Annotated in this window: 27 protein-coding genes and 1 pseudogene; 18 read left to right on the top strand and 10 right to left on the bottom strand. The window is 74.4% G+C overall.

Annotation, left to right across the window (positions count from 1 at the left end):
- Positions 1-32: 32 nt before the first annotated feature.
- Entirely contained in the window at positions 33-992 is a 960-nt protein-coding gene (gene ppk2, locus OCU29_RS11545) for a polyphosphate kinase 2 (protein ID WP_261820044.1), read from the bottom strand.
- Between the two features lie 100 nt (positions 993-1,092).
- On the opposite strand from ppk2, the gene OCU29_RS11540 reads away from it, so the two are divergent.
- The 3 genes from OCU29_RS11540 to OCU29_RS11530 all read left to right on the top strand — a co-directional run bounded on the left by OCU29_RS11540 (position 1,093) and on the right by OCU29_RS11530 (position 3,972).
- Entirely contained in the window at positions 1,093-2,262 is a 1,170-nt protein-coding gene (locus OCU29_RS11540) for a cysteine--tRNA ligase (protein WP_261820043.1), read from the top strand.
- A 73-nt stretch (positions 2,263-2,335) separates the two neighbouring features.
- Positions 2,336-3,226, top strand: a complete 891-nt coding sequence (locus OCU29_RS11535) for an SDR family oxidoreductase (protein ID WP_261820042.1) — start codon at positions 2,336-2,338, stop codon at positions 3,224-3,226.
- Complete coding sequence (locus OCU29_RS11530) at positions 3,223-3,972, top strand: SDR family NAD(P)-dependent oxidoreductase (RefSeq protein WP_261820041.1); 750 nt, start codon at positions 3,223-3,225, stop codon at positions 3,970-3,972. The genes OCU29_RS11535 and OCU29_RS11530 overlap by 4 nt, the downstream gene beginning before the upstream one ends.
- Here OCU29_RS11530 and OCU29_RS11525 read toward each other — a convergent pair.
- The 5 genes from OCU29_RS11525 to OCU29_RS11505 all read right to left on the bottom strand — a co-directional run bounded on the left by OCU29_RS11525 (position 3,953) and on the right by OCU29_RS11505 (position 9,025).
- Positions 3,953-4,684: a lysoplasmalogenase gene (locus OCU29_RS11525; protein WP_261820040.1), complete on the bottom strand. Its 732-nt coding sequence runs from the start codon at positions 4,682-4,684 to the stop codon at positions 3,953-3,955. The genes OCU29_RS11530 and OCU29_RS11525 overlap by 20 nt on opposite strands.
- Positions 4,685-4,715: 31 nt before the next feature.
- A complete protein-coding gene (locus OCU29_RS11520; protein ID WP_261820039.1) occupies positions 4,716-5,444 on the bottom strand; it encodes a hypothetical protein in 729 nt (242 codons plus the stop codon).
- Entirely contained in the window at positions 5,441-6,595 is a 1,155-nt protein-coding gene (locus OCU29_RS11515) for a CDP-glycerol glycerophosphotransferase family protein (protein ID WP_261820038.1), read from the bottom strand. Before OCU29_RS11515 ends, OCU29_RS11520 begins: the two co-directional genes overlap by 4 nt.
- 105 nt (positions 6,596-6,700) lie before the next feature.
- A complete protein-coding gene (locus OCU29_RS11510) occupies positions 6,701-8,050 on the bottom strand; it encodes a hypothetical protein (protein ID WP_261820037.1) in 1,350 nt (449 codons plus the stop codon).
- A gap of 84 nt (positions 8,051-8,134) precedes the next feature.
- Entirely contained in the window at positions 8,135-9,025 is an 891-nt protein-coding gene (locus OCU29_RS11505) for an AraC family transcriptional regulator (RefSeq protein ID WP_261820036.1), read from the bottom strand.
- 167 nt (positions 9,026-9,192) lie between these two features.
- Between OCU29_RS11505 and OCU29_RS11500 the strand changes: the two genes are divergently transcribed.
- From OCU29_RS11500 to OCU29_RS11490, 3 genes are read left to right on the top strand one after another with little or no spacing between them, the layout of a single operon-like run.
- The gene (locus OCU29_RS11500; RefSeq protein ID WP_261820035.1) at positions 9,193-10,146 is read left to right on the top strand and encodes an SDR family oxidoreductase; all 954 of its coding nucleotides are present in this window, start codon (positions 9,193-9,195) and stop codon (positions 10,144-10,146) included.
- Between the two features lie 58 nt (positions 10,147-10,204).
- Positions 10,205-12,187, top strand: a complete 1,983-nt coding sequence (locus tag OCU29_RS11495) for a fatty acid desaturase (protein WP_261820034.1) — start codon at positions 10,205-10,207, stop codon at positions 12,185-12,187.
- 41 nt (positions 12,188-12,228) lie between these two features.
- Positions 12,229-12,660, top strand: a complete 432-nt coding sequence (locus OCU29_RS11490) for a Fur family transcriptional regulator (RefSeq protein WP_261820033.1) — start codon at positions 12,229-12,231, stop codon at positions 12,658-12,660.
- Here the strand turns inward: OCU29_RS11490 and OCU29_RS11485 are convergent.
- Genes OCU29_RS11485 through OCU29_RS11470 form a run of 4 tightly spaced genes read right to left on the bottom strand, consistent with a single transcriptional unit; the run spans position 12,657 to position 16,096 of the window.
- Entirely contained in the window at positions 12,657-13,337 is a 681-nt protein-coding gene (locus OCU29_RS11485) for a nitroreductase family protein (RefSeq protein ID WP_261820032.1), read from the bottom strand. The genes OCU29_RS11490 and OCU29_RS11485 overlap by 4 nt on opposite strands.
- Positions 13,338-13,344: 7 nt before the next feature.
- Positions 13,345-14,124, bottom strand: coding sequence for an ABC transporter ATP-binding protein (locus OCU29_RS11480; protein ID WP_261820031.1), 780 nt, complete (start codon positions 14,122-14,124; stop codon positions 13,345-13,347).
- A complete protein-coding gene (locus OCU29_RS11475; protein WP_261820030.1) occupies positions 14,121-15,110 on the bottom strand; it encodes an iron ABC transporter permease in 990 nt (329 codons plus the stop codon). Before OCU29_RS11475 ends, OCU29_RS11480 begins: the two co-directional genes overlap by 4 nt.
- Positions 15,107-16,096: an iron ABC transporter permease gene (locus OCU29_RS11470; protein WP_261820029.1), complete on the bottom strand. Its 990-nt coding sequence runs from the start codon at positions 16,094-16,096 to the stop codon at positions 15,107-15,109. Before OCU29_RS11470 ends, OCU29_RS11475 begins: the two co-directional genes overlap by 4 nt.
- 31 nt (positions 16,097-16,127) lie before the next feature.
- On the opposite strand from OCU29_RS11470, the gene OCU29_RS11465 reads away from it, so the two are divergent.
- The 12 genes and pseudogenes from OCU29_RS11465 (at position 16,128) to rpsN (ending at position 24,048) form a co-directional block, all read left to right on the top strand.
- Positions 16,128-17,087 carry an ABC transporter substrate-binding protein gene (locus OCU29_RS11465; RefSeq protein ID WP_261820028.1) on the top strand — a complete coding sequence of 320 codons (960 nt, stop codon included), beginning with the start codon at positions 16,128-16,130 and terminating at the stop codon, positions 17,085-17,087.
- Positions 17,088-17,191: 104 nt separating this feature from the next.
- Positions 17,192-17,311 (top strand): streptamidine family RiPP, encoded by a 120-nt coding sequence (gene amiA / locus OCU29_RS11460; protein ID WP_246305094.1) that lies wholly within the window; start codon positions 17,192-17,194, stop codon positions 17,309-17,311.
- 72 nt (positions 17,312-17,383) lie between these two features.
- A complete protein-coding gene (locus tag OCU29_RS11455) occupies positions 17,384-18,106 on the top strand; it encodes a hypothetical protein (RefSeq protein ID WP_261820027.1) in 723 nt (240 codons plus the stop codon).
- Positions 18,103-19,098 carry a CocE/NonD family hydrolase gene (locus tag OCU29_RS11450; protein WP_261820026.1) on the top strand — a complete coding sequence of 332 codons (996 nt, stop codon included), beginning with the start codon at positions 18,103-18,105 and terminating at the stop codon, positions 19,096-19,098. The genes OCU29_RS11455 and OCU29_RS11450 overlap by 4 nt, the downstream gene beginning before the upstream one ends.
- On the top strand, positions 19,095-20,438 hold the full coding sequence (locus tag OCU29_RS11445; RefSeq protein ID WP_261820025.1) for a YcaO-like family protein: 1,344 nt from the start codon (positions 19,095-19,097) through the stop codon (positions 20,436-20,438). The genes OCU29_RS11450 and OCU29_RS11445 overlap by 4 nt, the downstream gene beginning before the upstream one ends.
- A gap of 2 nt (positions 20,439-20,440) precedes the next feature.
- Entirely contained in the window at positions 20,441-21,700 is a 1,260-nt protein-coding gene (locus OCU29_RS11440) for an MFS transporter (RefSeq protein WP_261820024.1), read from the top strand.
- A gap of 31 nt (positions 21,701-21,731) precedes the next feature.
- Positions 21,732-21,986 (top strand): type B 50S ribosomal protein L31, encoded by a 255-nt coding sequence (locus OCU29_RS11435; RefSeq protein ID WP_261820023.1) that lies wholly within the window; start codon positions 21,732-21,734, stop codon positions 21,984-21,986.
- Positions 21,983-23,059 (top strand): GTP-binding protein, encoded by a 1,077-nt coding sequence (locus OCU29_RS11430; protein WP_261820022.1) that lies wholly within the window; start codon positions 21,983-21,985, stop codon positions 23,057-23,059. The genes OCU29_RS11435 and OCU29_RS11430 overlap by 4 nt, the downstream gene beginning before the upstream one ends.
- Before the next feature lie 36 nt (positions 23,060-23,095).
- Positions 23,096-23,272, top strand: a complete 177-nt coding sequence (gene rpmF, locus OCU29_RS11425) for a 50S ribosomal protein L32 (protein WP_179613827.1) — start codon at positions 23,096-23,098, stop codon at positions 23,270-23,272.
- Complete coding sequence (rpsR, locus tag OCU29_RS11420; RefSeq protein ID WP_261820021.1) at positions 23,269-23,526, top strand: 30S ribosomal protein S18; 258 nt, start codon at positions 23,269-23,271, stop codon at positions 23,524-23,526. The genes rpmF and rpsR overlap by 4 nt, the downstream gene beginning before the upstream one ends.
- 25 nt (positions 23,527-23,551) lie before the next feature.
- Positions 23,552-23,623: pseudogene (locus tag OCU29_RS11415) on the top strand (50S ribosomal protein L36); the annotation flags it as partial.
- Between the two features lie 122 nt (positions 23,624-23,745).
- Positions 23,746-24,048 carry a 30S ribosomal protein S14 gene (gene rpsN, locus OCU29_RS11410; protein ID WP_261820020.1) on the top strand — a complete coding sequence of 101 codons (303 nt, stop codon included), beginning with the start codon at positions 23,746-23,748 and terminating at the stop codon, positions 24,046-24,048.
- Positions 24,049-24,097 lie beyond the last annotated feature (49 nt).

Genomic DNA, 24,097 nt, shown 5'->3' with positions numbered 1-24,097 from the left:
CAGGACCCGGTCAGGACCCGGTCAGGACCCGGTCAGGACCAGGGCCGGACCGGGTCGGGGAAGTGCCGCGCGGGGCTCTCGTCGGCGCCCGTGACGCGCTTGGGCTGCCCGACGAGCAGCGGGTCGGGCTCCCCCACGAGCTCGTGGTCCTTCGAGGGGTAGTCCAGCTGCGAGAGCAGCACCCGCATCGCCTCGAGCCGGGCCCGCTTCTTGTCGTTGGACTTGATGACCGTCCACGGCGCGTCCCCGGTGTGGGTGTGGAAGAACATCGTCTGCTTGGCGCTGGTGTAGGCGTCCCACTTGTCGAGGCTGGCGAGGTCGGTCGGCGAGAGCTTCCACTGCTTGACCGGGTCCTGCCCCCGGGCCTCGAAGCGGGCCAGCTGCTCCTCCTTCGACACCGAGAACCACAGCTTGACCAGGTGCATCCCCGAGCGCACCAGCATCCGCTCGAGCTCGGGCGTCTCACGCATGAAGTTGAGGTACTGCGTGGGCGTGCAGTAGCCCATCACCCGCTCGACGCCGGCCCGGTTGTACCAGGACCGGTCGAACAGCACGATCTCGCCGCCGCTGGGCAGGTGGGGGACGTAGCGCTGGAAGTACCACTCGCTGCGCTCGCGCTCGGTGGGCACGCCCAGGGCCACCACCCGGGCACCGCGGGGGTTCAGGTGCTCGCTGAACCGCTTGATCGCGCCACCCTTCCCGGCCGCGTCGCGGCCCTCGAAGAGCACCGCCACCCGCAGCCCCGCGTCCTTCACGTGCGCCTGGAGCTTCAGCAGCTCGATCTGCAGCAGGCGCTTGGTGCGCTCGTAGTCACGGCGGCCCAGCTTGGCGTCGTACGGGTAGCCCTGCCGCCAGGCCGGCAGCCCGTCCGCACGGGGCAGGTCGTCGAGCTCGTCGCCCTCCTCACGCAGCGACTCGCTCAGGTCCATGATCTCGTCGAGCTCCTCGGCGTGGCCGGGCGCGTCGACCGCGTCGGGTCGGGTCGTGGTCATCCCACCACCGTGGTCGCCGTCGTCCGCCGCCGTCAGGGCCCTAGGTCCCGACCCGCACGTGTCACCAGTCCCTCGACCGCCCCGGGTGCGAGGATGGGGCATGGCCCCGACGAGGATGAGCTCCGGCACCGCCGACCCGACCCTGCGCACCGGGCGGGCCCCGGCGACCCCGGTCTCGCTGCGCCTCGACGGGCGCTCCCTGCCGGTGGTCGGGACCGCCCGGGTCTACACCTGTGGCATCACCCCGTACGACGTCACCCACCTCGGGCACGCCGCCACCTTCGTGTGGGCCGACGTGCTCACCGCCGTGCTGGCCTCGACCGGCGTCGACGTGCACTGCTGCCGCAACATCACCGACGTCGACGACGTGCTGACCACCGCAGCCCGCGAGCGGGGCCGCCACTACGACGAGTTCGCGCTGTCCCAGGAGGCGGTCTTCGAGCAGAGCATGCGCGCGCTGCGTGTGGCCACACCGGCGGCCCAGCCGCGGGCGCGCCACCACGTGGGTGCGGTGCAGCAGCTCGCCCAGGGCCTGCTCGACGCCGGCGCGGCCTACGAGCGCGACGGGACCGTGTGGTTCCGCGGGGCCGGCCTGCCCGGGCGGGCGGGCGTCGACCCCGCCAGGGCCCGCGAGCTGTCGGCCGCGTTCGGCGACGAGCCCGACCACCCCGGCAAGGACGACCCGTTCGACGTCGCCGTGTGGCGACCGTCGGGGCCCGAGCACCCGGCCTGGCCCAGCCCCTGGGGCTGGGGGCGACCGGGTTGGCATGCCGAGTGCGCGGCGATGGCGCTGGGCGTCCAGGGCTCCTCGGTCGACGTGCTCGTCGGCGGCGACGACCTGCTCTTCCCCCACCACGCCTACCAGGGCGCGATGGTGGAGGCCCTCAGCGGCGTCACCCCCTTCGCCCGGGCCGCGGTGCACGTCGGCGAGGTGCGCCTGGCCGGGGAGAAGATGGCCAAGTCGACCGGCAACCTGGTGCTCGTCGACGACGTGCTGCACACCTGCACCCCCGCGGCCCTGCGCACCCTCATCGTCGACCGCGACCACCGCGAGCCCTGGAGCTTCGAGGTCGACGACCTGCACGCGGCCGAGGGACGCCTGGAGCGCCTGTACGCCGCCGCCGGGCGCGGGGGTGCCACCGCCGCCGCGGTCGCGGCGGCCACCGCTCCCCTGCTCGACGGGCTCGACGTGACCACCGCCCTCGACGTGGCCGAGAGCGAGGGCGGCGAGGCCGCCCGTCGGGTCGTGCAGCTGCTGCGCCTGGGCTGACCGCCACCCGCACCGGCATCGGCACCGGTCTGGACCGTTGACAAACTTGACGCGTGTCAACAAGGTGGCGGGTGTGACGCACGACACCCGCACTCCGGTCCATCCGTTCGCCGGTCGACGAGCCCTGGTGACCGGGGGTGGCTCGGGCATCGGGGCCGCGCTGGTGCGGGCCCTGGTCGCCGCAGGCGCTGACGTCGTCGCCGCCGACCTCGACGGGGACGCCGCCGAGCGCGTGGCGCTGGCCGCCACCCGCCCCGGGACCGCGCGGGCGCTGGCACTCGACGTCACCGACGCCGCGGCGGTGCAGGCCGCCGTCGACGACGTGGTCGAGCGCGGCGGCAGCATCGACCTGCTCTTCAACAACGCCGGCATCACCTTCGGCGGCGAGACCGAGGACCTGAGCCTGGCCCACTGGGACGCCATCATCGACGTCAACCTGCGCGGGGTCGTGCACGGCGTCGCGGCGGCGTACCCGCACATGGTCCGCCAGGGCGCCGGCGGCACCCGCTCGGGCGGCCACATCGTCAACACCGCCTCGATGGGCGGGCTGATGGCGGCCGGCCTGATCACCAGCTACGTCGCCACCAAGCACGCGGTCGTCGGGCTGTCGCTGGCCCTGCGCACCGAGGCGGCCGCCAGGGGCGTGGGCGTGACCGTGCTGTGCCCGGCCGCGGTCGAGACCCCGATCCTGGACAAGGGCCACCTCGGGCGCTTCCACGGCCGCGACTACTACCTGAAGGGGCAGGGCGTGCGCCGCCCGCTCGACGCCGACGTGCTGGCGGCCCAGGCGCTCGACGCGGTCGCCGCCGACCGCGCGATGCTGGTGACCCCGCGCCAGGCGCGCGTGGCCTGGCGCATCGGGCGGCTGGCCCCCGGGTTCACCGGCCGCGCGGCCACCCGCTTCGTCGCCAAGCAGCGCCGCCTCCAGGCCCGGCGCTCCGGTCGCGCGGGAGCAGCCGCATGAGCACGCCCGGCGCGGCTCCGGTCGCCCTGGTCGTCGGCGGCGCCTCGGGCCTCGGTGCCGCGTCCGCCGCCGCACTGGGCGCGGCCGGTCACCACGTCGTCACCGGCGACCTGGCCGGCACGGGTGCCGACCTCGACGTCGACGTCACCGACGAGGACGCCGTCGCGGCAGCGGTCGACGCCGTCGTCGCCGAACACGGCGGGCTGGACGTGGTGGTCAACTCCGCCGGTGTCAGCACCCTGATGCGGGTCGTCGACCACGACGCGGCGGAGTTCCGCCGGGTGCTCGACGTCAACCTCACCGGTGGGCTGCTGGTGCTCAAGCACGCGGCGCGGGTGATGACGGCGGCCGGGCGCGGGGGCGCGGTGGTCTCGATCGCCTCGCTCAACGCCCGCCAGCCGGGCACCGGCATGGCGGCGTACTGCTCGGCGAAGGCCGGCCTCGCGATGCTCACCCAGGTCGCCGCGCTGGAGCTCGGCCCCAGCGGCATCCGGGTCAACGCCGTCTCACCCGGCCTGGTCGTCACCCCCCTCACCGCGCCCGCGATGGACATCGCGGGGGTGCGCGACGACTACGTCGAGAACACCCCGCTGGGTCGCGCCGGCACGCCCGAGGAGGTCGCCGAGGCCGTGGTCTACCTGGCCACGGCCCGCTGGCTGACCGGCGAGGTGCTCGACCTCAACGGTGGCGCCCACCTGCAGCGCTACCCCGACCTCGTCGGGCACGTCACCCGGGCGTTCGGCTGACCGCTCGGGCCGGCGCCGGGGCCCCGGCCCGGGCGGCGCCGTCGGCGAGCAGCAGCTGCGCCGCCGCGTAGGTGAGCATCACCGCCGACTCGAGGCGTCGCGGCGACTCCTCCAGGAGGAGCTCGCGCAGGCCGATGATCGCGTCGGAGAGCAGGAAGAGACCGGCGCCCGCGACGGTGCTGCGCCGCGCCCCGGGGCCGAGGGAGCCGTCCACCCGCGTCGCGGCGGCGACCATCGAGGAGAGCACCGCCGAGTAGGCCGCCACGCTCACGCCCAGCCGCCGGTCCTGCCGCGCCGCGGCGAGTGCCAGGGGTGGGGTCGTCACCACCCACAGCGCCGCGAGCGCCGCGGGGGCGGCACCGCGCCCTGCCCGGCTCCGACCTCGGAAGCCACTGATGTACGCCGCGTGGCCCACCGCGAACGAGCCGGCCCCGGCCATGAACCGCCCGGGACCCTCCCCCAGCAGCAGCACGTCGCCGCCCCAGCCGCCCGCCTCGGCGACGAGGGTCGTGGTGCGCAGCGGCGACGTGGCCGCTCGCGGGTCGGTGGCCAGCGACGCGGCCAGCAGCGGCATCAGCAGCGGCTTGCTGAGCAGGCGCGCCCGGTGCGCCCGCTCGCCCTCGGTCCCGGCGAGCAGGGTGTCGGCCGCGGCCACGACGACGTACGCCGCCCGGAGCCGGCGGGCCGTGGTGCGGCTGCGAGCGAGGTCCATCCCCCGACGGTAGTGCGCCGGCAGGCGCGCGTCAGCCGCGTCGCAGGGCTCGCCGTGCCACGCGCGCGGCGTTGGTCCGCACCAGGCGCGCGTCGACGGAGAAGAGGATCGGGAGGGTGGTGCCCTCGCGCCAGGTCGGGTTGAGCTCCTCGTAGCGCTGGGCGAGCCGGCGCGCCTCGGCCGAGTGCGGCATCGACTCGCCGTCGGCCACGTTGGCGCCGCGCACCACGCCCTCCTCGCTGTCGAAGGAGCCGGGGTAGAAGGTCTGCGCGAACTGGGTCAGCGCCGCCCTTGCCCACGTCGGTGCCTGGTCGTCGCGCAACGACCAGGTGCGTCCGGAGGTCCGGGTCAGCGAGACGTAGCTCTGCGGGAAGGCGGTGGTGACGAAGTGCAGGCTGCGCAGACCGTGGCCGCGCCAGGCGATCGGCAGCAGCCGCCACGGCGCCAGGATCGTCTTGGGGTGACCGCGGTACGCGCGACGGAAGTAGAAGAACTTCGAGAACATCAGGAGCATCCGACGCCGACCGACCTCGACGGGGAGCATCGCGATGGTGAAGAAGCCCTGCGCCACGTCCTGGGGGTCGACGAAGACGAAGACGTAGCGGTCGGGCCCGACCACGGCACGCCGGAACTCCTCCCAGTCCTGCGCCTCGGGGCGGGTGAGCGTGAGCATCTCGAGCCGCAGCCGCCAGATCTCGCGCAGCCGCTCCTCGGGGACCTCGTGGCTCGCCAGCAGCAGCACGCGCAGCGGACGGCTCACGCGATCGTCTCGGCGACGACGCCCGCACCGGCAGCGGACACCTCACCCACCAGCAGGTCGCGCCGCGCGACCAGCGCGGAGACCGACTCCAGGAAGCGCCGCGTGCTCTCGCCGACCTGGAGGTCGTCGAAGTAGTGGTGACGCATCGCCATCCGCGCCAGGTGGTGCTCGTCGCGCTCGAGACGGGTGGTGAGCAGGGCGCCGAGCCCGTCGACCGTCACGTCGTCGACGACGTCGGCGCACCGGCTCACCGGCACCTCGCGCCGCAGCCGCTCACCGTCGCTGTGCGGGTCGGTGAGGAAGATCGGCCGCTCGGTGCGCAGGTAGAGCCAGTCGAGGCCCACGGAGGAGACGTCGGTGACCATCGCGTCGCAGTCGGGGATGACGGCCAGGATGTCGCCGCGCAGGACCTGGGCGTGCCCGGCCTCCGGGTCGCGCTCGCCGGCCTCGGCCACCAGTCGCAGCACCTCCAGGTGCGCCTCGCGCACCGCCGGGGTCGTGCTGGTGACGATCTTGGGGTGCGGCTTGTAGACCAGCCGCACGTCGGGGACGCCGAGGACCTGCTCGACGATGCGCGTGCCCAGCACGTCGAGGGAGGTGTAGTCGTTGTAGTCGGCGTCGCCCTCCCAGGTGGGGGCGTAGAGCACCGTGCGCCGGGTGCTCGGCGCCAGCAGCGGAGCCGGGCGCAGGTCGAGCTGGGGCCGCCCGGTGCGCACCAGCTTGCGGGTGTCCAGCTCGAGCAGGCCGCTCACGTGGCGCTGCACCGCCGCCTCACCGGCCACGAAGACCCGGTCGTAGGCCTTGGCGTTGTTGCTGGCCATCGACTGCTTGTCGCTCTCCCCGTGGTTGATGTGCACGTGCAGGCGGCGACCGTCGAGCAGCGACTGGAAGTTGAGCATCGAGTTGTTGCAGTAGAGCACCACCTTCGCGTCGAGCTCCTCGTACAGCGCGGTCAGCTCGGGGAACTCCACGGCGAGCAGCACCGGCAGGCCGGTGCGCCGGCGCAGCAGGTCGGCCGAGCCGGAGTCGCGCACCACGACGGCGACCGGGTGCTGCTGGTCCAGCAGCGCCAGCACGTCGAGCCACTGCACGAGCTGGTAGGTCCGGGTCGGGTCATCGGCGAAGTAGGCGATGACGTGCACGTCGTTCACGAGCAGAGTTTACGGCCAAGGTCTGCACCGTCCGGCCCCGGACTCCGCCGCTACCGCGTTCGGTGTAGGACGGCCCGTGGCCAGGCTCCACCACCTGCGCTGCAGCTAGGCGGCGTGGTCGATGCGGCGGGTGCCGGTGTGGTCGACGAGGTAGAGCGCGCCGTAGGGGTCGAGCCACACGAACACGCCGGGGTAGGGCTGCTTGACCCGCATGTGTCCGTGGGTCTTGACGCGGTGGTGGGCGGTGGTCATTGGCCCGTAGTTCCCGACCTCGCTCGCACCCCCGGCGTCCCCGGGTGCCCAGGGGTCGGTGTGGTCGACCTGCATGCTGTCGCTGGTGCAGGAGGAGAAGGGGAACACGTCGGCCGGCGAGATCACCCGCACGGCCCGCCTATGTCGCGCCGGGATCTCGTAGGCATCGACCGGCACCTGACCCAACGGGTCCAACACCGGGCGGATCGTGAACCGCGCGTGCGGTCCCAGGACGTCGCGGACCCACTCCCGGGTCACCGGGCCATGGCCCTCCACGCGCCCGATCGGCGGCAGCGGTTCGCCAGCATCGCCGATGGAACGGCCGTCGAGGTGGACCACGATCTCTGCCCTGGGCGCGAGCCCGGTCAGGTCCAGGTCGTCGGGGCGGGTCTCGGGGTTGGCGAGCATCAAGACGGCCAGCACCCGCCGCTCATCAGCGCTCACGGCCGTGGGGGTCGGGTCGGGCTGCTCCTCGCCCACCGGCTGGCGCAGGACCTCGGCGGCGTGCGGGTCATCAGGCAGCTGTTCACGCAGCCGCTCCGCGACGGCGCTGATGGCGGTGTCGAGCTGCTCGATCACGGGAATGGGTGCGCGGATCAGGAACGAGGCCATCCCGTGCTCAGGGGTGCCGATCTTCTTCGCGAACGTCGCCCGCCGGGCCCGTTCCTCCTTCTCCCGCGCCAACTCCGGGGCCGCAGCAGCAACCTTCCCGACCACCAACGCCTCGAACCGGGTCCAGGTAATCCGCCCGTCCGCCGACTCCGCGACCTCCGCATCCACCCACCCGGCCTCCAGTGCGTCGAGCTCGCGGGTCTTCGTCACCACGAACCGGGCATACGAGGCACGGACCTCACCAGCCAGCACCCGCCCCCACAACACCGGGTGACGGTCCTGCAGGTCCTGCGCATCAGCGATCAACGCTGCCGCTGCGTAGGTGCTGCGCCCGATCCGCGCCCCCAGCAGCGACGCCGCGAACTCACTGACCGGCCGCGTGCCCGCACCGCCGTACTGCCTGGCCTGCTCCCGCCCCGGCTTCGACACCTCAGCAGGGTCCAGCGTGTGGTCCGGGTCGTTGAGCACCGCCCACCGATACGCCACCACCAGCATCTGCACCTCCGCCTGCTGCGCAGTGCGCGCGAGCGCGGCAGCAGTGTCGAGGACAGCATCCTCCGACATCTCCCCCACCACCGGCTTCCCGAGCATGCACCCACTCAAGCACCCGCCACCGACACTGATGATGTTCATGCCCCGAGCTCGGCCTCGATCGAGGCCTGTGCACACCGTCGGTCAGGAGGCACCGACGAGGTGCCGGGCGTTGCTCCACTGCCGGGGGGACTGGCCGTACGCGCGTTTGAACTCCCGGCTGAACTGGGAGGTGCTCACGTAGCCCACACCCAGGGCGGCCTCGTTGACGCTCATCCCGCCGGCGATGTCCATGGCAGCGCTGTTGAGCCGCATGGACTTCACGAACTGGATCGGCGACATGGTGGTGGCCTGCTTGAACTTGCGGTGGAAGACCGCTCGGCTCATCCCCGCCTGGGTGGCCATGTCGTCGATGGTGACCGGCTGCTCGAGGTGGTCGGAGAGGAACTCGATGGCTCGGGCGATCTCGTTGCCCACGCCGAAGGCGCGGCGCGCGGAGTCCCCGGCTCCGCCCTTCAGCAGGGCGTAGTAGACCTCGCGAAGGCGCCCCTCGCCCAGGACCGAGGTGTCCGTCGGGCTGTCGACCAGCTGCACCAGGCGCAGCACCGCATCGGTGAACGCGTCGTCCCACCGGGCCAGCGCGATCCCCGGGGGGAGCGGGCCGGCCTTGGGTGTGCGGATCGCGCCGACGGCACTCTCGGTCTCGATGACCAGCTCGGTCATCACCTTGGTGTCGAGGGAGATCTGGAGGCCCAGGAGCGGGTTGTCCGGGGAGGCCATCGGCGTGCCTGCCTCGACCGGCATCGACATCGAGCACACCAGGTAGCGACTGCGGTCGTAGACGTGCGACGTGCCGTCCAGGATCGCCTCCTTCGCCCCGCTCACGATCGCGACCAGGGTGGGTTCGTAGACCGCCGGTGCACAGCGGACGGGTTCGGTCACCCGGAACAGCTGCACTCCCCCGACACCTGTCTCGACGAGACCGTCCTGGGTGAGGAGGTCGTCGATGATCTGCCGGATCTGCTGCTGGCCCATGGCGACAACGTAGCACCGCCCAGTGGACAGGTGCGCCGACATCGAGACGATCAGGCAAGTAATCGCGCCTATTTCGCCTAGTTCAGCACGCGACTTGAGAGTTAGCGTTCAGGTACGCCGGGATCGACCCGACGCACCCCGCACAGCGACGAGCACAGGAGCACCCCATGGCAGACACGACCTTCGGACCGCAGGGCTGGACCCCCGAGCGCCTGGGCCCCCAGCACGGCAGGACCTACCTCATCACCGGCGCCAACGCCGGCACCGGGTTCCAGGCAGCGCGGATCCTGCTCAGCAAGGGTGCTGAGGTCGTGATGCTGAACCGCAGCGTCGAGAAGTCGACTGCCGCGATCGCGAAGCTGAAGGAGGAGCTCGGCGCCGACGCCGAGGTGTCCTTCGTGCACGCGGACCTGTCGGCGCTGGACTCGGTGCGCGAGGCCGCCGCGGAGGTGCTGAGGACCGTGCCGCGCATCAACGCACTGATCTGCAACGCGGCCATCGCGCAGGTGCCCGAGCAGCGCATCACCGCGGACGGCTTCGAGAGCATGCTGGGCACGAACCACTACGGCCACTTCCTGCTCGCCGGACTGCTCTTCGAGCGGATCGAGGAGTCCAAGGGCCGCCTCGTGGTGGTGGCGAGCCTGGGCTACAAGATGGGCATCAGGACCATCCAGTTCGACGACATGAACTGGGATGCGAACTACCACCAGAACAAGACCTACAGCCAGTCCAAGCTGGCGCAGATGATGTTCGCCTACGAGCTGCAGGACCGCCTCGCAGCGGCGGGCAGGACCGAGGTCGGGGTCTACGTCTGCCACCCCGGCTCGTCGCGGACGTCCCTGATCTCGACCAGCGGCAACCTCGCCACGCGGGTGATGTTCCGCCTGATGTCGATGTCACCGATGGTCCAGTCGGCCGAGAAGGGGGCCTACCCCGAGGTCATGTGCGCGACCGAGGCCGGTCTGGCTCCACGCGCGCTCCACGGCCCCACGGGGAGGAACGAGTGGATCGGCCCGGTCGGGAAGGGGACGCTGGAGCCCCACGCCTACGAGAAGTCGACCATGGAGCGGCTGTGGGAGGTGTCCGAGCAGGCGACGGGGCTGCGGTGGAACATCTCTTGACAAAATGAAGTGATGTGTAAACCATGAGGCGCGACGCTCCCCATGGACAGGACCCCCGATGTCGCAGACCAGCTCCACTCCCGCCCCTTCGGCAGCGGCCCCGCAGGCGGTGCTGGGTCTCCCGGACCCCGGCGAGCGCGTCCCTCCCGTGGCCTGGCCGACCCTGGGCCTGTACGCCGGCACCCTGGCGCTCTTCGCGCTCGAGCTGTACGGCGCGCTGGTGGCCGGGTGGTCCCCCTGGCTGACGGTGCCGATGGGCACCGCGGTCACGTTCCTCATGTTCAGCGTGCTGCACGAGGCCACCCACCACGCGGTGAGCACCAGCACCCGCCTCAACGACCTGATGGGCCACCTCTCGGTGCCGCTCGTCGCGCCGTACGGCGGCTACGGAATGTTCCGCTTCATCCACATCGAGCACCACCGCAACACCAACGAGCAGAAGTCGATCGACCCCGACGCGTGGACCAGCGAGGGCCCGTGGTGGCAGCTGCCGTTCCGGTGGGCGACCCTCGACCTCTGGTACGTCGTGTTCTACGCGCGCCGGGCCCGGCAGCGCCCGCGGGGCGAGGTGGCCGCGACCGCTGCGCTGGCCGTCGTCTCGCTGGCCGGGTTCGCGGCGCTGGTGGCGGCCGGCCACGGCGCCGCCCTGGCGGTGGCCTTCCTGGTCCCCCAGCGGCTTGGGCTGGTGGTGCTGGCCTGGTGGTTCGACTACCTGCCGCACCACGGGCTGCCCTTCACCGGCCGCCAGGACAGGTACCGCGCGACCCGGATCCGGGTGGGCGGCGAGCGGTGGATGACCCCGCTGTTCGTGTACCAGAACTACCACCTGGTCCACCACCTGCACCCCAGCGTCCCGTTCTACCGCTACGTGCGGGCCTGGCGCCGCAACGAGGAGGCCTACCTCGACCGCAACGCGGCCATCTCGACGGTCTTCGGCCGCTCCCTCACCCCCGCCGAGTACCGCACCTGGCGCCGCCTGACCAGCGAGCTCACCGCCGGCCGCGACGCCACCTCGAGCAGCCGCCCCACGTTCCACCCGCTGCGCGTCGCGTCGGTGGCGCCGCTCACCGACGACAGCGTTGCGGTCACCCTCACGGTCCCGCCCGACCTGGCCCGGGCCTACGAGCACCGGCCCGGCCAGCACGTCACGCTGCGGGCGATGGTCGAGGGCCGCGACGTGCGTCGCTCCTACTCCCTGCTCCCCCCGGCTTCGGAGGGCACCCTGCGGGTGGCGGTGAAGCGGATCGAGGGCGGCGTGTTCTCGGCGTACGTGCACGAGTCGCTGGCGGCCGACGACATCCTCGACGTGATGACGCCCGCCGGGCGCTTCGGCCACGACCCCGACCCGTCGGCCGCCCGCGCGTACGCCGCCGTCGCCGCCGGCTCCGGCATCACGCCGGTGCTCTCGATCCTGGCCGCCACCCTGGAGGCCGAGCCCGCCAGCACGGTGACGCTGGTCTACGGCAACCGCACCGGTGCCTCGACGATGCTCCGCAGCGAGCTCGACGTCCTGGTCGAGCGGTCCGGGGGCCGCCTGGTCGTGCACCACGTGCTGTCGCGCGAGCCCGGTGCGCCCCTGACCGGCCGGGTCACCCCCGACCTCGTCGAGCGGCTCGTCCCGGGCCCGGTCGACACGTGGTTCCTGTGCGGGCCCGAGCCGCTGGTCGAGGAGCTGCGCGGCGCCCTCGCCCCACGTGGCGGGCACGTGCTCTCGGAGGTGTTCCACACCGGGACCGCCGCCGGCGACGTCGGGCTCGACATCGAGAGCCGGGTGACGGTGGGCGTCGGCGGCCGGGAGACGACCTTCGCGCTGCGCTCGACCGGCGACACGGTCCTCGACGCCGCGCTGCAGCAGGGTGTCGACGCGCCCTACTCCTGCGCCGGCGGCGCCTGCGGCACCTGCCGGGCCAAGGTCCTGCTGGGCCGTGCGGTGATGGACCAGGACCACGTGCTCGACGACGCCGAGCGTGCGGCGGGCTACGTGCTCACCTGCCAGGCCCACCCGGTCAGCGAGGAGCTGCGGGTCGACTACGACGCCTGACGGCGCGTCGACCCCGAGCAGGTGGTCGCTAGGCTGGAGCGATGCCGGCAGAGACCACCCCCCGCGCCTTCGCCGAGCAGGGTCGCCGGGACACGCGCCAGCGCCGGGTCCTGCGCGAGCACCTGGCCGACACCGACGCGTTCGTCACCGCCCAGCAGCTCTTCGAGGACCTGCGGGCCCGCGGCGACAAGGTCGGCCTGGCCACGATCTACCGGACCCTGCAGGCCATGACCGAGGCCGGCGAGGTCGACACCGTGCGCACCGTCGAGGGCGAGAACATCTACCGGATGTGCGGGCCGCGCCACCACCACCACCTGGTCTGCCGCAGCTGCGGGCGCACCGTCGAGCTCGACGGGCCGAGCGTCGAGACCTGGGCGGCCCGGGCCGCCGACGACCACGGCTTCTCCGACGTCACCCACATCGTCGAGCTCTTCGGCGTCTGCTCCGCCTGCACCGAGGCCCGGGACCGCTAGCCCGGCCGGTCCGGGGGCCCGCCGACCGCCACCAGGACGGTGACCAGGCGGTGCTCGTCGAGGTCCAGCAGCCGGGCCCAGGCGCGGTCGTCGTAGCCCATCACCGGGCAGACCGGGAGGTCGAGGGCGGTGGCGACCAGCAGCAGGTTCTGCAGGGCGGCGCCCGCGTCGACGTGCAGCGTGCGGTAGTGGCGCGGCGGGTAGCGGCGCGAGGCCACCTCGAGGTCGGCGACCAGGGCCACCCACAGCGGCACCCGGGCCGCGAAGGGCGGCTGGTCCAGGGCGTCGGCGACGTACGCCGTCGGGTCGCCGCCCCGCACGCGCACCAGCCCCGGCGCCGGCGGCCGGAGGTCGGCCAGGTGCACCCCGCCCGGCAGCCCGTCGAGACCACGCGTCACGACGTACGCCGCCAGCGAGGGCAGGGCCCCCGCCCGGGGCGCGGAACCGACCCCGTGGTGCAGCAGCGCCGCCAGGTGCCGCAGGTCCGGCGCCCCGCCGAAGGCGTACGCCGAGCGCCGTCGCGCCAGGACCCCACCGAGGTCGGCGGTGGGTGGCGGCGGCACCGGCAGCGGCCGCGAGACCACGGGGGCCCGCGCCGGCAGCAGCGCCTCGTCGGGGCGGCGCGGCACCGCCGTCGCGTTGAGGGCGGCGTGCACCGCCGCGACCAGCTCGTCCATCCGTCCCTCAGCGGCTGACGAAGAGCGGTCGCCCGGTCACGGGGTCGTCGACGACCACGGCGTCGACGTCGAAGACCTCCCGCAGGACCGTCGGCGTCAGCACCGCCCGAGGAGGCCCGTCGGCACGGACCCGACCACCGCGCAGCGCGACGATGCGGTCGGCGTGGCGCGCGGCCTGGTTGAGGTCGTGCAGCACCATCACGACCGTCATGGCGTGGTCGTCGCGCAGGTGCTCCACGAGGTTCATCAGGTCGATCTGGTGGCGCACGTCGAGGTAGGTCGTGGGCTCGTCGAGCAGCAGGATCCCGGTCTCCTGCGCGAGGGTCATCGCGATCCAGGCCCGCTGCCGCTCGCCGCCCGAGAGCGAGTCGAGCCGGCGGTCGGCCAGCGCGGTGAGGCCGGTCAGCTCCAGCGCCCGGCGCATGGCCGTGTCGTCGCGCCGCCGCAGCATCGCCCAGGCCCCCAGCTGGGGGTAGCGGCCCTGCTCGACGACCTCGCGCACGGTGGCGCCGGTGGGCACGACGGCGCTCTGCGGCAGCACCCCGAGCCGGCGGGCCACCTCGACGGACGACGTGCGGGCGAGGGGGCTCCCGTCGAGGAGGACCTCGCCGGCCTGGGGCCGCAGGACCCGCGCCAGCGTCATCAGCAGCGTCGACTTGCCGGAGCCGTTGGGGCCGACCAGGGCGGTGACGGTGCGCGGGGCGACCTCGAGGGTGAGGTCGTCGACGACCACGGTGCGGCCGTGACCGGCGTCGAGGTGGCGGGCGGCCAGGGCGGGGGGGCTCATGCTCGGTGCTCCTTGCGGACGAGGCTGATCAGGACGGGGGCGCCGATGAGCGCGGTGACCGCGCCGACCGGGACACCGGCGACGTCGGTGGCCAGGCCGGGGACCTGCACGCTGATCGAGAAGGCCACGAGGTCGGCGAGGCTGAGCAGCAGCGCACCCAGCGCCGCCGCGACCGGCACGAGCAGCCGGTGGTCGGACCCGACCAGCAGGCGCCCGACGTGGGGGGCGACCAGGCCCACGAACGCCACGGCGCCGGCGGCCGCGACCGCGGCGGCGGCACCGCTGACGGCGACCAGGATCACCACGGCGACCAGCGGACCCGGCCGGACGCCGAGGCCGATCGCGAGCGGCTCGCCCAGCGCCCAGACGTTGAGCCGTGACGCCAGCAGCCAGGCGGCCGGCACCAGGACCACCAGCCAGGGCCACAGCAGCGCCCAGTCCTCGGGGGTGCGCGCGTTGAGCGAGCCGACCAGCCAGCGCAGCACCGTGCCGATCGGCGCGGAGTCGACGACCAGCAGCAGCGAGGTCGCGGCAGCCAGGACCGCCCCGAGCAGGACGCCGGTGACCGCGAACGAGCGCCGCCCGACGACGTACAGGACGACGCCGGTCAGGACGGCGCCCAGCAGTGCGGCGGGGTAGGCCAGCTGGTGGCCGGGCCGGAGGACCAGGGTGACGACGACCGCGAACGCCGCGCCCGCGCCCACCCCCGTGGTGGCCGGCTCGGCGAGCGGGTTGCGCACGACGGCCTGCACCAGGACCCCCGAGACGGCCAGCAGGGCTCCCGCGCCGAGGCCCACGAGCACCCGCGGCAGCCGGTAGTCCAGGACGATGATCTCGTACGCCGGGGCGCTCGCCCGGCCGGTCAGCACGCGGACGACCTCGGCGGGCGGCAGGTCGGAGCGGCCGAGGAAGAGGTGGGCGAGCACGAGCGCGAGCCCCGTCCCCACGGCGAGCGCGAGCAGCCCGGCCAGGCGCAGGGCGCTCATCGCGAGCCCGCCGTGACCGGGGCGCGCCCGCGCAGCACGAGCACGAGGGCCGGGACCCCGACCAGGGTGGTCGCCACGCCGACCGGGACCTCGACCGGGTAGAGCAGGGTGCGCGAGACGAGGTCGGCCAGCAGCAGCAGGACGCCGCCCACCGGGGGCACCACCCAGAAGACCCTGCGGGTGCTGACGGTGCCCACGAGACGGCGCGCCAGGTGCGGGGCGAGGAGCGCCACGAAGGCGATCGGCCCGCACACCGAGGCCACCGCGGCCGCCAGCACCGCCGCGACGGCCACGGCCGCCACCCGCGTGGGCAGCACCGGCACCCCGAGACCGACGGCGACCTCGTCCCCCAGGGTCAACGCCTCGACGCGGCGCCGCAGCAGGACCGCCAGGGCCATCGCCACGACCAGCCACGGGGCGACGGCCCCCACGTGGTCCCAGCCGCGCGCGGCCAGGCTGCCGAGCAGGTAGCGGAACAGCACCACCACGTTGCCCTGGGTGCCCAGCCCGACGACCGCCACGACGAGCCCGCCGCACGCCGCCGAGACGGCCGCGCCGACGAGCGCGACGTGGTCGGGCGAGCGGGTGCGGCCGATGGCGAGCAGCACCAGTGCCCCGGCGGTGAGGGCGCCGGCGAGGGCGGCGTACGGCAGCGCGGCCACCGGGACCCCGAGCCCCAGCACCACGATCGTCGCCGTCACGACCGCCGCCCCCGAGGAGACACCGAGGAGCTCGGGCCCCGCGATCGGGTTGCGGAGCACGTCCTGCAGCAGCAGCCCCGAGACGCCCAGGGCGGCGCCGGCCAGCAGGGCGAGCACCACCCGCGGCACGCGGACCTCCCAGACGGCCACGTGCATCGGGTGTGCGGGATCGGCGACGGCGGCCAGCGCGGTCGACGGGGTGAGCGCCGGGTCCCCCACGCAGACCGCGGCGGTGGCGGCCGCAGGCACCGCGAGCGCCAGTCCCAACTTGAGAATGAGTATCATTACGGACACACCTTCGAGCACAGGAGCCACCATGCGCAAACCCGTCCGCCCTCTCGCCCTCGCCACGACCGCCCTGCTGTGGGCCGGCCTCGCGTCCGGGTGCGGCGCCTCCGACCCCGAGGCCGACGCCTCCGAGCCGGCCACCGCGCCCGGCGAGGCCACGTCGGGGCCGGTCAGCGTCACCGACGACACCGGGGTCGAGATCACCCTCGACCAGCCCGCCGCCCGGATCGCGTGCCTGACCATGATCTGCGTCGACGCCCTCACCGAGGTGGGCATCACCCCGGTCGCCTACCGCGACGCCCTCGCCCTCGACGAGCGCTACGTCGGCTCCGACGCCGACATGCGCGAGGTCACCGGCGGCTTCGGGGAGGAGAACGTCGAGGACGTGGTCCTCGCCGAGCCCGACCTCGTCATCGGCCTGGCCGGCGCCCAGGACGGGCTGCGGGCCGCCGTCGAGAAGGCCGCCCCGCTCTACCTCGTCGACTCCCGGTCCTGGCGCGACTCGGTCGACTTCCTCCGCACGGTCGGGGACCTCACCGGCACCCGCGAGGCGGCCGACACCGCGGCCGACGCCTTCACCGAGCGCGTCGAGGCCGTCGCCAGCGAGCCCAGCGACCTCACCACCCTGTCGATGTACGGCGAGCCCGGCAGCCTCGGCGTCGACTCGGTCGAGACCCCGACCGGCTCGCTGCTCGCCGAGGTGAGCGACTACCCGTGGCCGGCGGGCGACGACCCGCTCGCGAGCGTGGCCGTCGAGCAGGTCGCCGCGGTCGACCCCGACGTCGTCTTCGCCCAGGCCTTCTCCGCCTCCGACGACACCGAGCCGCTGTCCGACCGCCTGGCGAGCGACCCCACCTGGGCGCAGCTCTCGGCCGCACGCCGGGACCGCGTGGTCGAGGTGGAGGCCGCCGTGTGGGCGACCGGGCGGGGCACGATCTCGCTCGGCCTGGTCCTCGACGCCGTCGAGCAGGAGCTCGCGCTCCCCTGACCCCAGCTCGGTCGATCCCTAGTTGATAATGATTCTCGTTATGGTCTAGGTTGTGACCGCGGCCCGATCCGGACCGCATCCCCCCCACCACAGAGGAGAACCCCATGAACGAGCTCTTCACCCCCGTCGCCCAGCGCACCCAGCTCTCGACGCACACCGCCGGGCACAGCAACGCGCTGGTCGAGAACCCCTTCGACGAGGTCGAGGCCACCGACGCCGACTGACCGAGCACCGTCGACCGGCCCCCGTGCGCCCATCCGGGCGCGCGGGGGCCGTCCCACTCCGAGGACCCCGCCTTGATCCTGCAGACCCAGACGACCCAGACGACGCAGCACACCCAGCAGACCCGGTACGAGCGCTCGCCCCGGCTGCGCGCCGACGTCGCCCTCCTCACCGGCCGCGACGGCCACCTCCTCCGCGTCGGCGAGACCCACCACCACGTCCACCTCGCGCGGGCCGAGGGCGACCAGCTCGTCGAGGCCCTGGCCACCGGTGCCACCCCCGAGGGCGCGGGCGCGCGCGCCGCCCTCGAGGCCCTCGTCGACGCCGGCCTGGTCGACCCTGCCCCCGCCCACCACACCGTCGTCGGCGAGGGCCTGCTCGCCGAGGCGCTGGCTGCCGCGCTCGTCCGGATGGGGTCGCGGGTCGGACCGGGCGGCACACCCGTCGTCGCGCGCGACGACGACAGCGACCTCCCCGCGACCGGCGTGGCCTGCTGGATCAGCGGCGACCGGGTCCTGCTCGCACCGCCCGCGGTGCCCGCCGTCGACGTGGCGGCCCGGCGCCGGGCGGCCACGGCGCACCGCGACACCGAGCCGCTCACCCGGCCCGTGCCGGGCGGTCGCCACGTCGCCTCGAGCGTGCTGGTGCCGCCCGCGGGCCTCGAGCTCGCCGCGACCACCGTCGCCGCCGAGCTGCTGCGCCGCGACCGTCCCTCCCACGAGGCCGTGACGGTCGACCTGCACCACCTGACGGTGGCCCGCCGCCCCGTCCTGCCCGTGCCGCCGGAGCCCCGGTGAGGACGACCGTCGGTGGCCTGGCCACCTACGCGTGGTGGCCCCGGAGCCCGCGCGCCGTGCTGGTCGCCCGCACGCCGTACGGCGCGGCCGGGCACGAGGGCGAGGCGGCCGGGTGGGTCGCGCGCGGCATCGGCCTCGTGGTCCAGGATGTGCGCGGGCGCCACGAGTCACCGGGCACCTTCCGCCCCTACGCCGAGGACCGCCTCGACGACGGGCCGGCGCTGCTGGCCTGGGTCCGCTCGCGCTGCTCGGCGCCGGTCGTCCTGCTCGGCACCTCGTACGGCGCCCACGCGGCGCTGGCGACCGCGGGCGTCGAGCGGCCCGACGGCGTGGTGGCGATGGTGCCGGCCCTCGGGCTCGGCGAGACCGCACGCACCAGGGGCGGGGTGCTCCAGCTGGCCTCCCGCCTGGGCTGGTGGCTGGCCCACGACGTACGCCGCCCGTGGCGCGAGGTCGTCACCGCGCGCCGCCACGACGCCGAGCGCGCCGCCGCCGTGGCGGCCCTGGACTGCCCGCTGCTCACCATCGGCGGCACCGACGACTTCTTCGCCCACGACACCGTCGACCTCTGGGCGGCGTGGGGCGGGCCGGCCCACCTCGTGCTCGGCCCCTGGGGCCACGACCTCGCCGGGGCCCACCGGGCCACCCGCATCCTGACCTGGCTGGAGACCGTCCTGGCGGGCGAGCCCGCGCGCGGCGTCGCGACCCTCGACCACGCCGGCCGCACCCGGGCGACCCCGCCGGTCCAGGCCGTCGTCCACCTCGACGTCGACCCGCACGAGCAGTGGTGCGCCTCCCTCACCCTGCGCGGGCGCGAGGTCGCCCACGGCGCGGCCCGCGGCCGCCTGCTCACCCTGGGCCCGCTGGTGCTGGGCGAGGGCGACGTCGGCGACCTCGACCTGCGGCTCAGCGCCGACGACTTCCCCCGCTACGCGCGCTCCCTGCGTCCGCACCGTCCCGTCCCCCGCCACCACCTGGAGCTCATCGCATGACCGCCCCCACCTCCCCGCTGACGCTCGAGCACCTCGTCGACCCCGAGCTCGGCGTCGTCCTGGGCCTGCACCCGGTCGAGCGGCTCCCCGGCCTGCCCGCCTCGTACGTCGGCATCACCGCCGAGGTGGCCGACTCCCGGGTGCACGGCAACTGGCCCAGCGACCGGGTCTCGCTCGGCACCACCTTCGACGACCTCCCCGGCGCGCGGGTCGCGGCGATCGGCGAGGCGGTCGAGCGCTACTGCGGCAACTACGTCCCCGCCGGGCTGGTCCGCGGCTCCGCGCGCGGGCTCGCCGCCGCCGGGCACCGACTGCTGGGCCCCGACGACCTCCGCTTCTTCGCCGACTGGCAGCACGAGCAGCCGGGGTTCCCCTTCGAGCGGTTCACCGACGACGTCGAGATCGCCTGGCTCGAGGGCCGGGGGGCCGAGGGCCCGGTGCTGGTGCCCGCCTCCTGGGCGCACCTGAACTGGCACACCGGCCCGCGCCGCCGCGACCCGCGGCTGCACCACGTCAACTACGCCGGCATCGCCACCGGCCAGGGCCTCGACGACGCGGCTCGCCGCGGCCTGCTCGAGCTGGTCGAGCGCGACGCGCTCTCGCTGTGGTGGCACCTCGACCTGCCGGCGCGCGGCATCGACCCGGCCAGCGTTCCCGGCCTGGCCGAGCACCTGGCCGGCTCCCGTCTCGAGCTGCACCTGCTGGCCCTCCCCTCGTGGTTCGGGGTGCCCGTGGTCGCGGCGGTCGTCCGCGACCCCGAGACCGGCATCGTGGCCGGCGGGTTCTCCGCCAAGCTGGACCCGGTCGAGACCGCGACCAAGGCCGCCCTCGAGGCCATCCACAGCTGGGTCTTCACCCAGGGGCTGCTGGAGCCGGACGGCTGGGTCTTCGACGCGGTCGAGGCCGGGATCCTGTCCCGGGGGCTCTACCTGCCGCACCGGCCCGACCGCGACTACCTGGCGGTCGCCGGCGAGCGCCAGGAACGGGTGCGCGACCTCGGCGCACAGGCCCAGGTCTGGCTCGACCCCGAGGTCCAGCGCCGCCTGCTCCCCCGCTTCACCGCCCCGCCCGCACGGGTCGCCGTCGACGAGCTCCCGACCGGGACGCACGCGGGCCTGCGCACGGCCCTCGAGGCCGCCGGGCACGAGGTCGTGGTCTGCGACCTCACCACCCCCGACGTCGCCCTGACCCCGCTGCGGGTCGCGCGCGTCTGCGCCCGGGGTCTGGTGCCCAACGCCCCCGCGGCCTTCCCCTACTACGGCCTGCCCCGCTGGGCCGACGTCGCGGGCCGTCCACCCACACCGGAGTCCCTGCTCCTCCTGCCCCCGCCCAGCCTGTGACCATGGTCGAGAACGACACCAGCGCCCTGGCCGACCCGACGTACCGCCGCTTCCTCGCGGCCCGCACCATCGCGATGGCGGGCAACGCGCTGACGCTGGTGGCGCTGCCCGTGCTGGTCTACCGGCTCACCGGCAGCGCCGCCCTGACCGCGGCGGTCGCCGCGGTGGAGACGGCGCCCTACCTGGTCCTCGGCCTGCCGGCCGGGGCCCTGGTCGACCGGTGGAACCGCCGTCGCGTCCTCGTGCTGGCCAGCGCGGGCAGCGGCCTGGCGATGCTGACCGTGCCGGCCGCCGACCTGCTGGGGGTGCTCTCGTTCACCCAGCTGGTCGTGGTCGCGGCCACGATCTCCTCGCTGTTCGTCTTCGCCGACGCGGCGTCCTTCGGCATGGTGCCCCAGATGGTCGGGCGCCACCGGGTCGCCTCGGCCACCTCCAGCCTGGTCACCGTCGGCACCGCGATCGGCCTGGTCGGCCCCCTCGTGAGCGGGGTCCTGGTCACCGTCACCTCCCCCGCGCTCGTGCTGGGCATCGACGGGCTCGCCTACCTCGGCGCCGCGGCGCTGACCGCGCGGCTGCGGTGGCCCGGCAGCGACGACGTACGCCCGGCCGCCCCCGACCGACGGCTGCGCGCCGAGGTCGCCGAGGGGCTGCGCTACATCTGGGCGATGCCGGTGGTGCGCTGGCTCACCGTCCTCGGCACCGGCGCCAGCCTGGCCGGTGGCGCCGTCACCGGGCTGCTGGTGGTCGTCGGCGTCGAGCAGCTCGGCCTCGCCTCCGACTCGCCCCGGCTGGGGTGGTTGTTCGCCGCGGGCGCGGTCGGCACGTTCCTCGCGAGCCTCGCGCTGCCCAGGCTCCAGCGCCTCGTCGGCGTGGGGCTCCTGACCACCACGGGCTACGCGCTGGCGCTGGTCTCGGTGCTGGCGCTGTCGCTCACCTCGACGCTGCTGGTCGCCCTGCCGCTGCTGCTGGTGCTCAACCTCGCCATGACCGCGCTCATCGTCAACGGCATCGTGGTGCGCCAGGTCGTCACCCCCGAGCACCTGCAGTCGCGGGTCAACACCACGGCGCGACTCATCGCCTGGGGCGGCAGCCCCCTCGGCGCCGCGCTCGGCGGCGTCGTGGCGGGCGCCGCGAGCACCGAGTGGGCGCTGCGGGCAGCCTCGCTCGGGCTGGCCGCCAGCCTCGTGGGCGCCCTCGTCGTGGGGGTGCCCCGCTTCCCGCGCCTCGCCGCGCTGGAGCAGGACCCGACCATCCATGTATGATGAGAACGATTCTCATTCTTAGGAGTAGCTCATGAAGAAGGACCTGCACCCCACCTACGGGCCGGTCGCGTTCCGGGACCGCTCGACGGGCCGGATCACGGTCACCCGCTCGACGCTGGCCGGCCGCCCCCTCGACGCGGTCGTCGAGGTGGACGGCACCACCTACCCGGTGGTCGACGTCGACATCACCAGCGACAGCCACCCGTTCTGGACCGGCACCGCCCGCACGCTCGACAACGAGGGCCGGGTCGAGAAGTTCAGGCGTCGCTACGAGGGCCGCGCATGAGGACGCCCCTCGTCGTCGTGACCGGGGTCGACCCGACCGCGATGGACACGACGATGATGAGCCTGGCCTGGGACCTGCCCCGCGCGGTCACCGTCCGCCACCGCATCGACCCGCACTCCCAGGTGCTCTCCCGCACCGTCAGCGACGCCACCGGGGTCCTGGAGAACGAGCAGGTCCAGCTCGAGCACGCGTGCGTCTCGTGCGCCCTGCGCGAGGACATCCTCCCCACCCTCGAGCGGCTGGCGCGTGACGGACGCTGGAGCGCGGTCGTGTCCGGCCTGCCGACCGGCACCGAGGCCGGTCAGCTGGCCCACGCCCTGACCACCGACGCCCGCCTGGCCCGGCACCTCAGGCTGAGCAGCATCGTGGCTGCCCTGGGCGGGGAGGACGTCGTCCACGACCTGCTCAGCGACGACCTGCTGCGCGAGCGCGACGCCCACTCCAACCCCGGCGACGACCGCGGCGTGGGCGAGGTCGCCTGTGCCCAGGTCGAGCTGGCCGACCTCGTCGTCCTCGACGGGCGAGCCGGACCCGCGGCCACGGACCTCGTGCGGGCCCTGGCCCGGCCGGGGGCGGGCGTGGCCACGGACCCCGCCGACCTGGACCCGGCCACGATCGTCGCCCAGCGACACCAGCCGACCCGGGCCGGCGCGTGGCTCTCCCTCGGGCTCGACACCGAGCTGCCCGCCCTGGAGGGCGGCGGCGCGTGGCGGCTCGACCTCTGCTCCCCGCGCCCGTTCCACCCCGACCGCCTGCTGGACCAGGTCGAGCGGCTGGGCGCCGGCCCGTTCCGCTCGCGCGGGTCGTTCTGGCTGCCCACCCGCCCCGGCGTCCAGCTGGAGTGGTCGGGGGCCGGTGGCCAGCTCAGCATCGGCAGCCACGGCCCCTGGGAGCGGCGCACCCCGGTGACCCGCCTCCTAGTCACCGGCATCGGCAGCGTCCCCGACCAGCTCGAGGCGGCGTTCGAGGACATCCTGCTGACCCCGACGGAGGCCCTGCTCGACGCCCGCAGCTGGCTCGTCGCGGAGGACGGGCTGGAGCCCTGGCTCGGCGACATCCGCGACGCGGCCTGAGCCACACACACAAACACACACACCGAAGGAGCACTCGTGGCCGTCCCCAAGCGCCGCACCTCACGCAGCAACACCCGGCACCGCCGCTCGCAGTGGAAGGCCACCGCGCCGGACCTCGTGCCCGTCACCGTGGCCGGTGAGACCCACCAGGTCCCGCGCCGCCTGGTCCGAGCCGTCGAGCGCGGCTACGTCGACCCGAGGGTGGCCCGATGAGCACCACGCGCAAGCCGGCACGCCGGACCCCGACCACGCCCCGCGGCCCCCGAGCCGGCAAGAAGCCGCTGCTGGCTCCCGACGTCGACCACGTCGACCACAAGGACACCGCCCTGCTGCGGACCTTCATCTCCGACCGCGGGAAGATCCGCTCCCGTCGCACCACGGGCATCACCCCGCGCCAGCAGCGGATGGTGGCCAGGGCGGTCAAGAACGCCCGCGAGATCGCGCTCCTGCCCTACTCCAGCCGCTGACGCCCGTTCGACCGGCCGACCCGAGCTCGTGCGCCGTCGCGGGCGCACCTACGTCATCAACAAGCGCAACCCCCGGCTCAAGACCCGCCAGGGCTGAGCCCCACACACGAGGAAGTCCATGCCACGCACCTGCCAGGTCACCGGAGCCCGACCCACCCCTGACCGGCGCGGCATCGACGCCGTCGTCGCCGACATCCTTGCTCGGGGAGGGCGGCTCTGATGGCGAAGACCTCCAAGGTCGTGGCCAACGAGCGACGCCGGCGGACCGTCGCCCGCTACGCCGAGCGCCGCGCCCGGCTCAAGGAGGCCGTGCGGACCGCGGCCACGCCGCAGGAGCGGGACGCGGCCGTCCGTGCCCTCGCGCGACTGCCGCGCGACGCCTCGCCCGTGCGGGTGCGCAACCGCGACCAGGTCGACGGGCGCCCGCGTGGCTACGTCGGCAAGGTCGGCCTGTCGCGCATCAACCTGCGCACCCTGGCCCACCGCGGCGAGCTGCCGGGCATCACCACGTCCTCGTGGTGACGAGCGGGTCGGCTCCCGGGGCTCCCCGCAGGCGCGGCGGCGCCGGCGA

This window comes from Nocardioides sp. OK12, assembly GCF_024341885.1.
Classification (GTDB): Bacteria; Actinomycetota; Actinomycetes; order Propionibacteriales; family Nocardioidaceae; genus Nocardioides; species Nocardioides marinisabuli.
Note: the sequence above shows the minus strand (reverse complement) of the source record. Positions and strands in the feature narration are given on the sequence as shown.

Coding starts and splice junctions, on each gene's coding strand:
- ppk2 (WP_261820044.1), bottom strand. CDS start 992: ATGACCACGACCCGACCCGACGCGGTCGACGCGCCCGGCCACGCCGAG.
- OCU29_RS11540 (WP_261820043.1), top strand. CDS start 1,093: ATGGCCCCGACGAGGATGAGCTCCGGCACCGCCGACCCGACCCTGCGC.
- OCU29_RS11530 (WP_261820041.1), top strand. CDS start 3,223: ATGAGCACGCCCGGCGCGGCTCCGGTCGCCCTGGTCGTCGGCGGCGCC.
- OCU29_RS11525 (WP_261820040.1), bottom strand. CDS start 4,684: ATGGACCTCGCTCGCAGCCGCACCACGGCCCGCCGGCTCCGGGCGGCG.
- OCU29_RS11510 (WP_261820037.1), bottom strand. CDS start 8,050: ATGCTCGGGAAGCCGGTGGTGGGGGAGATGTCGGAGGATGCTGTCCTC.
- OCU29_RS11505 (WP_261820036.1), bottom strand. CDS start 9,025: ATGGGCCAGCAGCAGATCCGGCAGATCATCGACGACCTCCTCACCCAG.
- OCU29_RS11500 (WP_261820035.1), top strand. CDS start 9,193: ATGGCAGACACGACCTTCGGACCGCAGGGCTGGACCCCCGAGCGCCTG.
- OCU29_RS11495 (WP_261820034.1), top strand. CDS start 10,205: ATGTCGCAGACCAGCTCCACTCCCGCCCCTTCGGCAGCGGCCCCGCAG.
- OCU29_RS11490 (WP_261820033.1), top strand. CDS start 12,229: ATGCCGGCAGAGACCACCCCCCGCGCCTTCGCCGAGCAGGGTCGCCGG.
- OCU29_RS11485 (WP_261820032.1), bottom strand. CDS start 13,337: ATGGACGAGCTGGTCGCGGCGGTGCACGCCGCCCTCAACGCGACGGCG.
- OCU29_RS11480 (WP_261820031.1), bottom strand. CDS start 14,124: ATGAGCCCCCCCGCCCTGGCCGCCCGCCACCTCGACGCCGGTCACGGC.
- OCU29_RS11475 (WP_261820030.1), bottom strand. CDS start 15,110: ATGAGCGCCCTGCGCCTGGCCGGGCTGCTCGCGCTCGCCGTGGGGACG.
- OCU29_RS11470 (WP_261820029.1), bottom strand. CDS start 16,096: ATGATACTCATTCTCAAGTTGGGACTGGCGCTCGCGGTGCCTGCGGCC.
- OCU29_RS11465 (WP_261820028.1), top strand. CDS start 16,128: ATGCGCAAACCCGTCCGCCCTCTCGCCCTCGCCACGACCGCCCTGCTG.
- amiA (WP_246305094.1), top strand. CDS start 17,192: ATGAACGAGCTCTTCACCCCCGTCGCCCAGCGCACCCAGCTCTCGACG.
- OCU29_RS11445 (WP_261820025.1), top strand. CDS start 19,095: ATGACCGCCCCCACCTCCCCGCTGACGCTCGAGCACCTCGTCGACCCC.
- OCU29_RS11440 (WP_261820024.1), top strand. CDS start 20,441: ATGGTCGAGAACGACACCAGCGCCCTGGCCGACCCGACGTACCGCCGC.
- OCU29_RS11435 (WP_261820023.1), top strand. CDS start 21,732: ATGAAGAAGGACCTGCACCCCACCTACGGGCCGGTCGCGTTCCGGGAC.
- OCU29_RS11430 (WP_261820022.1), top strand. CDS start 21,983: ATGAGGACGCCCCTCGTCGTCGTGACCGGGGTCGACCCGACCGCGATG.
- rpsR (WP_261820021.1), top strand. CDS start 23,269: ATGAGCACCACGCGCAAGCCGGCACGCCGGACCCCGACCACGCCCCGC.
- rpsN (WP_261820020.1), top strand. CDS start 23,746: ATGGCGAAGACCTCCAAGGTCGTGGCCAACGAGCGACGCCGGCGGACC.